This window comes from Burkholderia sp. RF7-non_BP4 (assembly GCF_001521935.1).
Taxonomy (GTDB): Bacteria; Pseudomonadota; Gammaproteobacteria; order Burkholderiales; family Burkholderiaceae; genus Burkholderia; species Burkholderia diffusa.
In genome coordinates, this window is the sequence record NZ_LOTA01000035.1 from 255160 (window position 1) to 262667 (window position 7508).

The 7508-nt window shown below is 66.0% G+C and carries 11 protein-coding genes and 1 pseudogene; 4 read left to right on the forward strand and 8 right to left on the reverse strand.

Annotation, left to right across the window (positions count from 1 at the left end):
* Window positions 1-150: 150 nt before the first annotated feature.
* Window positions 151-1338, forward strand: a complete 1188-nt coding sequence (locus WS49_RS16555) for an acyl-CoA dehydrogenase (protein ID WP_059530513.1) — start codon at window positions 151-153, stop codon at window positions 1336-1338.
* Window positions 1339-1478: 140 nt separating this feature from the next.
* Here the strand turns inward: WS49_RS16555 and WS49_RS16560 are convergent, their stop codons facing one another.
* Complete coding sequence (locus WS49_RS16560) at window positions 1479-2117, reverse strand: peroxiredoxin (RefSeq protein ID WP_034182833.1); 639 nt, start codon at window positions 2115-2117, stop codon at window positions 1479-1481.
* Window positions 2118-2435: 318 nt separating this feature from the next.
* Here WS49_RS16560 and WS49_RS16565 point away from each other — a divergent pair, with 318 nt between their 5' ends.
* The 3 genes from WS49_RS16565 to WS49_RS16575 all read left to right on the forward strand — a co-directional run bounded on the left by WS49_RS16565 (window position 2436) and on the right by WS49_RS16575 (window position 3739).
* Window positions 2436-2738, forward strand: a complete 303-nt coding sequence (locus WS49_RS16565) for a DUF883 family protein (RefSeq protein WP_006754606.1) — start codon at window positions 2436-2438, stop codon at window positions 2736-2738.
* A gap of 124 nt (window positions 2739-2862) precedes the next feature.
* Window positions 2863-3252 (forward strand): phage holin family protein, encoded by a 390-nt coding sequence (locus WS49_RS16570; RefSeq protein WP_059530516.1) that lies wholly within the window; start codon window positions 2863-2865, stop codon window positions 3250-3252.
* 43 nt (window positions 3253-3295) lie between these two features.
* Window positions 3296-3739 (forward strand): DUF3318 domain-containing protein, encoded by a 444-nt coding sequence (locus tag WS49_RS16575; RefSeq protein ID WP_059530521.1) that lies wholly within the window; start codon window positions 3296-3298, stop codon window positions 3737-3739.
* 57 nt (window positions 3740-3796) lie between these two features.
* Here WS49_RS16575 and WS49_RS16580 read toward each other — a convergent pair whose 3' ends face one another.
* The 7 genes and pseudogenes from WS49_RS16580 to glyA all read right to left on the reverse strand — a co-directional run.
* On the reverse strand, window positions 3797-4249 hold the full coding sequence (locus WS49_RS16580; protein WP_059530524.1) for a type IV pilin protein: 453 nt from the start codon (window positions 4247-4249) through the stop codon (window positions 3797-3799).
* Window positions 4246-4794 carry a pilus assembly protein gene (locus WS49_RS35850; RefSeq protein WP_082725527.1) on the reverse strand — a complete coding sequence of 183 codons (549 nt, stop codon included), beginning with the start codon at window positions 4792-4794 and terminating at the stop codon, window positions 4246-4248. Before WS49_RS35850 ends, WS49_RS16580 begins: the two co-directional genes overlap by 4 nt.
* Before the next feature lie 113 nt (window positions 4795-4907).
* Window positions 4908-5747: a PilW family protein gene (locus WS49_RS16590; RefSeq protein WP_082725526.1), complete on the reverse strand. Its 840-nt coding sequence runs from the start codon at window positions 5745-5747 to the stop codon at window positions 4908-4910.
* Window positions 5731-6153 carry a PulJ/GspJ family protein gene (locus WS49_RS16595; protein ID WP_059530577.1) on the reverse strand — a complete coding sequence of 141 codons (423 nt, stop codon included), beginning with the start codon at window positions 6151-6153 and terminating at the stop codon, window positions 5731-5733. Before WS49_RS16595 ends, WS49_RS16590 begins: the two co-directional genes overlap by 17 nt.
* Entirely contained in the window at window positions 6150-6707 is a 558-nt protein-coding gene (locus WS49_RS16600) for a GspH/FimT family pseudopilin (RefSeq protein WP_059530579.1), read from the reverse strand. The genes WS49_RS16595 and WS49_RS16600 overlap by 4 nt, the downstream gene beginning before the upstream one ends.
* A 153-nt stretch (window positions 6708-6860) precedes the next feature.
* The gene (gene nrdR / locus WS49_RS16605) at window positions 6861-7340 is read right to left on the reverse strand and encodes a transcriptional regulator NrdR (RefSeq protein WP_006760615.1); all 480 of its coding nucleotides are present in this window, start codon (window positions 7338-7340) and stop codon (window positions 6861-6863) included.
* A 6-nt stretch (window positions 7341-7346) separates the two neighbouring features.
* Window positions 7347-7508, reverse strand: a pseudogene (gene glyA / locus WS49_RS33690) (serine hydroxymethyltransferase); the annotation flags it as partial.

The following is a 7508-nucleotide window of genomic DNA, read 5'->3' on the forward strand; positions in this document are numbered from 1 at the left end:
TTGCAAAACATTGTTCCGCACAGCGGAACTATAGTCAAGCGAACTTTAGACATCGGGGCAGGCCGCGAAGCGCCAGCCCGGGACCGACCGCCAAGCATGGGATCAGGGCAAGCGCCGAAGCGCCCACCCTGGCCAACAGGAGATGACACGATGAGCGCTGCAACTTTTCATTGGGACGATCCGCTGTTGCTCGACCAGCAACTGACCGAAGAAGAGCGGATGGTGCGCGATGCCGCGCACGCGTATGCGCGGGACAAGCTCGCGCCGCGCGTCACCGAGGCGTTCCGCCACGAACGCACCGACGCCGCGATCTTCCGCGAGATGGGCGAGATCGGCCTGCTCGGCCCGACGATTCCGGAAGAATATGGCGGCCCCGGCCTCAATTACGTGAGTTACGGGCTGATCGCGCGCGAAGTCGAGCGCGTCGACTCCGGTTACCGCTCGATGATGTCCGTGCAGTCGTCGCTCGTGATGGTGCCGATCCACGAATTCGGCTCGGACGCGCAGAAGCAGAAATACCTGCCGAAGCTCGCGAGCGGCGAATGGATCGGCTGCTTCGGCCTGACCGAGCCGAACCACGGCTCCGACCCGGGCAGCATGGTCACGCGCGCGACGAAGGTGCCCGGCGGTTATTCGCTGTCCGGCTCAAAGATGTGGATCACCAACTCGCCGATCGCCGACGTGTTCGTCGTGTGGGCAAAACTGGAAGAAGACGGCAAGGACGCGATCCGCGGCTTCATCCTCGAGAAGGGCTGGAAGGGCCTGTCGGCACCCGCGATCCACGGCAAGGTCGGGCTGCGCGCGTCGATCACCGGCGAGATCGTCCTCGACGAAGTGTTCGTGCCCGAGGAGAACCTGATGCCGAACGTGAGCGGCCTGCGCGGCCCGTTCACGTGTCTGAACTCGGCGCGCTACGGGATCGCCTGGGGCGCGCTCGGCGCGGCCGAGTCGTGCTGGCACACCGCGCGCCAGTACGTGCTCGATCGCAAGCAGTTCGGCCGGCCGCTCGCCGCGAACCAGTTGATCCAGAAGAAGCTCGCCGACATGCAGACCGAAATCACGCTCGGCCTGCAGGGCGTGCTGCGTCTCGGCCGGATGAAGGACGAAGGCACGGCGGCCGTCGAGATCACGTCGATCATGAAACGCAACTCGTGCGGCAAGGCGCTCGACATCGCGCGACTCGCGCGCGACATGCTCGGCGGCAACGGCATCTCGGACGAATTCGGCGTCGCGCGCCACCTCGTGAACCTCGAAGTGGTGAACACGTACGAAGGCACGCACGACATCCACGCGCTGATCCTCGGCCGCGCGCAGACGGGCATCCAGGCATTCTTCTGACCATTCGCGTGCGATCCGCGGCGCCCTGCGCGTCATATCTTCGCCGCTGAAACGACACGGCCCGCCCGACATCGCTGCCGGGCGGGCCGTTTTCATCGGCGCACGCGTTCGTCACGCGCCGCCGACGTGGCAGCCGCTGCTTACTTGTTCGGCTGCGGCGTGAGGCGCAGGTACGGACGCACCGCGTTGAAGCCCTTCGGGAAGCGCTTCTTCAGCTCTTCCGGATCCTGCAGCGACGGCACGATCACGACGTCGTCGCCGTCCTTCCAGTTGCCGGGCGTCGCGACCTTGTAGTTGTCGGTCAGCTGCAGCGAGTCGATCACGCGCAGCACTTCGTCGAAGTTGCGGCCGGTGCTGGCCGGATAGGTGATGGTGAGCCGCACCTTCTTGTTCGGGTCGATCACGAACAGCGAACGCACCGTCAGCGTTTCGTTCGCGTTCGGGTGGATCATGTCGTACAGCTGCGACACCTTGCGGTCCGCGTCGGCGATGATCGGGAAACCGACGACCGTCGACTGCGTTTCGTTGATGTCGTTGATCCAGCCCTTGTGCGATTCGACGCCGTCGACCGACAGCGCGATCACCTTTACGTTGCGTTTCTCGAATTCGCCCTTCAGCTTCGAGGTCAGCCCGAGTTCAGTCGTGCACACCGGCGTGTAGTCGGCCGGGTGCGAGAACAGGACGCCCCAGCTGTCGCCCAGCCACTCGTGAAACTTGATGGGGCCCAGGCTCGATTCCTGCTCGAAATCCGGTGCGATGTCACCAAGACGCAGACTCATGATGTTCCCTCCTCGAACGATGCTGGTTGAAACCGCGCGCTGGACGGCGCGGGACAGTCCATCAGCTTACGGGAAGCAATGGGCGGTGCGAACGATTATTCTGTTTGATATTCATACTTTTTTGTCATTTTTACCCGGTATCGGGGCAGGACGGACGGCCACAAGGGAAACTTTTCGCAGCATTTGCGGCTCTGTCAATACTTACGGGTCGTTTACCATGTGGTCTTGCACCGCCGCCGCGTGTCTTCCCGGCTCGCCAGCCGGCAGGGGTTTCGCTACGATGTGAACCTGCAGCATGACAGCATGAAGGGAGTTGCAATGTCGGAAATCAACAAGGAGAAACTGATGTCGGATATCAAAACCGTTCTCGCGGACGCCGAGGATCTGCTCAAGCAGGCAGCGAGCAGCACGGGCGACCGGGCGGCCGAGTTGCGCGAAAAAGCCATGTCGCGCCTGAAGCAGGCCAAGGAAAAGGCAACCGACGTCCAGGTCGTGGTGGTCGAGAAAGGCAAGAAGGCCGCGCGCGCGACCGACGACTACGTGCACGAGCATCCGTGGACGTCGATCGGCGTCGCCGCCGGCGTCGGCGTGCTGATCGGCCTGCTGATCAACCGCAAGTAACGCGCTCAGCGCCGTTCCGCCCCATGTGCCGCCCGGTGCGGCGCATGGGTGCCGAAGCCAGCCGGCGGTTCGCCGCCGGCCGGCTTTGCCCTAGCCGCTTATTGCGCGCACAAGCGCCTCATCCATGACGACAGACACCAACCCGCAGCCGTCCGGCCAGGGACCGCTGCGCCGCCTCGTCGGCTCCGCGATCGGCCTCCTGCAAACGCGCCTCGAACTGGTCGGCATCGAACTCGCCGAGGAGAAGGAACGCCTGATGGGCGTACTGTTCCTCGGGCTCGCGGCCATGATGCTCGCGACGATGGCGCTCATCAGCCTGACCGTGCTCGTCACGATCGCGTTCTGGGATACCTATCGCTGGCAGTCGCTCGCAGCCATCACCGCGTTGTACGCGATCGCGGGCATCGTATGTGCACTGAAAGCGCGTTCGGGCCTGCGCGACGCGCCGACCGTGTTCGAAGCGACGCTCGCCGAGCTCGAGAAAGACCGCGAAATTTTCCGCGGCAAGCCGTGAACGCAGTCGCGTTCCCCTCTCTCACCTACTTCGCCGACGCGCCATGAGCCAGAACGTCACGGGCCATTCGACCCGCCCCCATTCGTCGCGATCGAACTGGAACGCGTCGCAGCATCGCGCGCTCCGCAAGGAATTGCTGATCCTGCGATCCGAGGTCGAGCGGCTCGAGCTTGCCGAAGCCGCCGCCGAAATGCGCCACGCCGTCACGCGCTTCAGCTGGCTCAAGGTATTCGTCCCCGGACTGTCGGGCACGAAGTTCAGCCAGTCCGCCAAGAACCTGAATGCGAGCCTCGGGCAACTCGTCAATCAGTACCCGATGTTGAGTTCGCTCGCATCGCTCGTGCTGGCGAAACCCATACGGTCGCTGCTGCGCGCGAGCGCGGGCCCCGCGCTGAAGTGGGGCTCCGTCGGCTTCGCTGCATGGGAGATCTACCGGATCTGGAAACAGTCGCGCGACGAGCGCGAACCTGCCGCGAACGACGACTGACACCCAGGCGCGCACGCACCCGGCGCCGTTGTGTGTTTTGCGTGCGCGATCGCATGATCAACGCACGCCCCAGCATGTCCGCTCCCGCGAGTCCGCCTCTGCGTCGTTCGATCCCGCGTTGCCTTTGGTCCCGTCCGCGCGCAGCATGAACGCACCGCATGCGTCGTCGCGCATCGGGCCCGCATCGAGCGGGCGCGCAACGAGTTCGTAGGCCACCGGCGCATCGTCGCCCGCTGTTCGCCGCAGCGCCACTTCGTAGACCGCCTGCCCGTCCGGGGGCGCCTGCGAATATGCATCTGGCAGCGTTCGTGGCGGCGCGCCGTCGAGTGTTTCAAGATACTGAGCGGCGCGATAAAGCGCAGCGACTGCGGATGCGCGATGCACGCGCGCGACATGCTCGCGATATGACGGAATACCCCACCCGGCCAGCGCGGCAACGATCGCGAGCACGATCATCAGTTCGAGCAACGTGAACGCCGCCGATCGGTGCAGCAATCGAGGCCGTTTCATCGATGAACCGCCGCGACGCGCCGCCAGCGCTGTGTAACGATGCGTCCGTCTCGCAACGCGATCTGGCTCTGCAGCCAGACCACGCTCGACGCATGGCCGCCGACACCACGCGCGGTGACGAGGTAAGCGCGACTCCCTTGCGGACCGACACCTCGCCAGGCTTCGATCAGGCATCGCGGCGGCTGGGCCGCCATCGGCCAGGAAGCGAATGGGGCAAACGCTTCGGCGACGCCCAGCGCGGGCGCACGCCGCCATGCGTCCGGCTCGACAGGTGACGCCGGTTCGTCGATGTATGGCGCCCCGCCTCGGAGCAATCGCGCTGTGCAGGCTGCCAGCGCTGCATCGGCTGCGTGAAATGCGATCAGACGGTCCGACAATGCACGCGTGCGGCGCGATTCCGTCAACGCGGATTCGAACCATGTGCCGGTCAGCGCGGCGACCGCCGCGCCGACCGCGATCACGGCCGGCAGTGCAAGGCCCGCGTCGCGACGCCAGCCGCGACTGGTGGACGAAAAGCGTGTGCGTGATGTTGTTCCGCTCAGCATGGGGCCCTCACCGCGCGCCGCATGTCGCCTGTCGCGGCACGCCACCGCGCGCTGCGTTGCGCGACCTGCTGCGATTCGCATCGCGAGTTCGTCGACGAATCGGTTTGCGTAGATCATCGCAACACCCCATGATCTTGCGCCGCATCACCCACGGGATCGGCGGATGCGACCGCGGCATTGCGCAACGCGACGATTCGATGCAGCACCAGATGCGCGCGACCATTCGGCGAAACGGCCGTGCGGCCGTCGCAATCGACATGACGCGCAGGCCCGTGCATCGGTTCGCCACGTGCGCGCACGCACACATGCACGGCAACGACATCGCGCCAGTCGCCGCTACCCATCGCCCCTGCGTCGACGAACTGCGTGGCTTCGCGCCGAAGGTAACGCACGCGCAGTTGGTCGATGCCGGACACGACGGGTTGCGGCGTACCAGGGCGCCCGCTTCCCTCGCAGTACAACTCGGGCTCGCCCGTCGACGGGCTGACATGCGCGTCGAAACGGTTTTCCACGAGCGGCCGCGCACCAGGAGCGCCGACGCCCTGCCCGAGACAATCCGACACCTGTGCCCCATTCGTCGGCCACGTCGACACGGCATCGCCGACATACCGAACCAGCAATGCGTCCGACGCTGCGCGCACGGTTTCGCAGCGCACCTGCGCTCCATTGCCTCGCACGCGCCCCGCGGAACAGCCGAACATCGGCGGCAACGATGGCGCCCCTTCGACATCGAGTGGGCGAAACCCGGCCATCTGGATTTGCTCGCCGATCAGCATCAGTGCGGTCGCGGCCGCATCGCGCATCCGGAAGCCGTCTTCCGCTCGCCGCTGCGCGACGCGTTGGGCGTGGTACAGCGCACCGGCAGCAGCAAGCACCAGCAGACCGACCGTCATCGCGATCAGCACTTCGAGCAGCGTATGCGCGCGGCTGCGGCGCTCACCGTTCATCGACATCGACCTCGGCCTCCCGAAACGGCATCCGCACGCACGATGGCGGCCCGACCGCTGCCCGCGCACTTTCGCAGCGCGCCGATGTCGGCGCGGAGGCCTGAGCGTCACGCCAGCCGACCGTCACGTAGCGGACACCCGCCGGCCCATCGTCGAGCGCCGTCGTGCCGCCGGGCAACGACGCGGACGCGAGCGCTGCGATGCCGTCGTCGGCACCCGCCACTGCGCGCCGGCTCTCAATGCGGGCATCGGCCAGCCATAGCGCGCGCTCACGCCAGATCGTCGCCCGCTGCGCGCGCGTCATCGCAAGCTGGCTGCCGGCCACCGCCAGCATCACCGTTGCAAGCAGCGCGACGGCCAGCACCGCTTCGAGCAGCGACGTGCCGTGCATGGACTTGCGCGCGCGCTTCATGCCGCTTCGCATCGACCGGCAACGACGCGCGCCCGGCCGCCTGCCGCGATCCGAATGCAGCGCGACACGCGTGTGTCGTCACCGGACAGCGTGCGCCGTGGACGCAACTCGAAACGCCTGATTCCGCCAAGCACCTGGCCCGCCGGCGGAGCAAATGCCAGATCGTGCGCCGCCCCCGCGACGGCAATGTCGGCATCGCGCGGATAGCGCCGCAGCACGCGCGACCGTCCGTCGAACTGCCCGCTGACGATCCAGCCGCATGACCATCCCGCCAGGTCACACCGCTCGCCGGAATGCGCGCAATCGCCGTTGCGCCCGGCCCTGCACAGCGTGACGCGCACGCCGAGACGTGTCGCCTCGGTGCGCGCGAACGACAGCGCGCCGAGCAACGCACGCGAGCGTGCATCCACACGTTCACGCATGTGCCACTGATCGAATGCAGGTGCTGCGTATAGTCCGATCGCGGCTGCCAGCGCGATTGCGACCATCAGCTCGACGAGCGTAAAGCCGCCGCATCGCATGCGTTGTTTAACGCCTTGTCGGTGCAGTCCCATCGCCATCGCCCTCCGTCAACGTGATGCGACGACTGTAGCGACGCAAGCACACACGCGCCATTAGCCGAACGGCCGACTGGCGACATGCGATCGCGGCCGACACAATCGGCGCGAACTGAACCCACGGAGAAGACGATGAACGGACGCAGCGCGTCAGCGCTTACGCGGAGGTTTGGAGGGGGACGCGCGACGGAACTCTTCGATCACGTCGGCAAATTCGGAAACATCCTCGAACCGGCGGTATACCGATGCGAAACGGACATAGGCGATCGTATCGAGGCCGCGCAACTCGTTCATCACGAGTTCGCCAAGCTTCTCGCTACGCACTTCGCGCTCGCCGGTTGCGAGCAGTTGATATTCGATGCGGGCGACCGCCGCGTCGATCGCGTCAGCCGCAACCGGCCGCTTGCGCAGCGCGAGTTGCATGCTGGCGACGATCTTGCGACGGTCGAATTCCGTGCGGCTGCCGTCCTTCTTCACGACGGCCGGCAAGTTCAGCTCGACCCGCTCGTACGTCGTGAAGCGCTTGTCGCAAGCCGAACAACGACGGCGCCGACGAATCGCGGCGCCATCTTCGGACACACGAGAGTCGACGACCTGCGTGTCCTCATGCCGGCAGAACGGGCAGCGCATGCCGGATCAGCGATAAACCGGGAAACGCTTGGTCAGCTCGGCTACTTGCGCGCGCACACGCTCGATCGTCGCTGCGTCTTCCGGGTTCTCGAGCACGTCGGCGATCAGGTTACCGACCTGCTCGGCTTCCGCCGCGCCGAAGCCGCGCGTCGTCATCGCCGGCGAGCC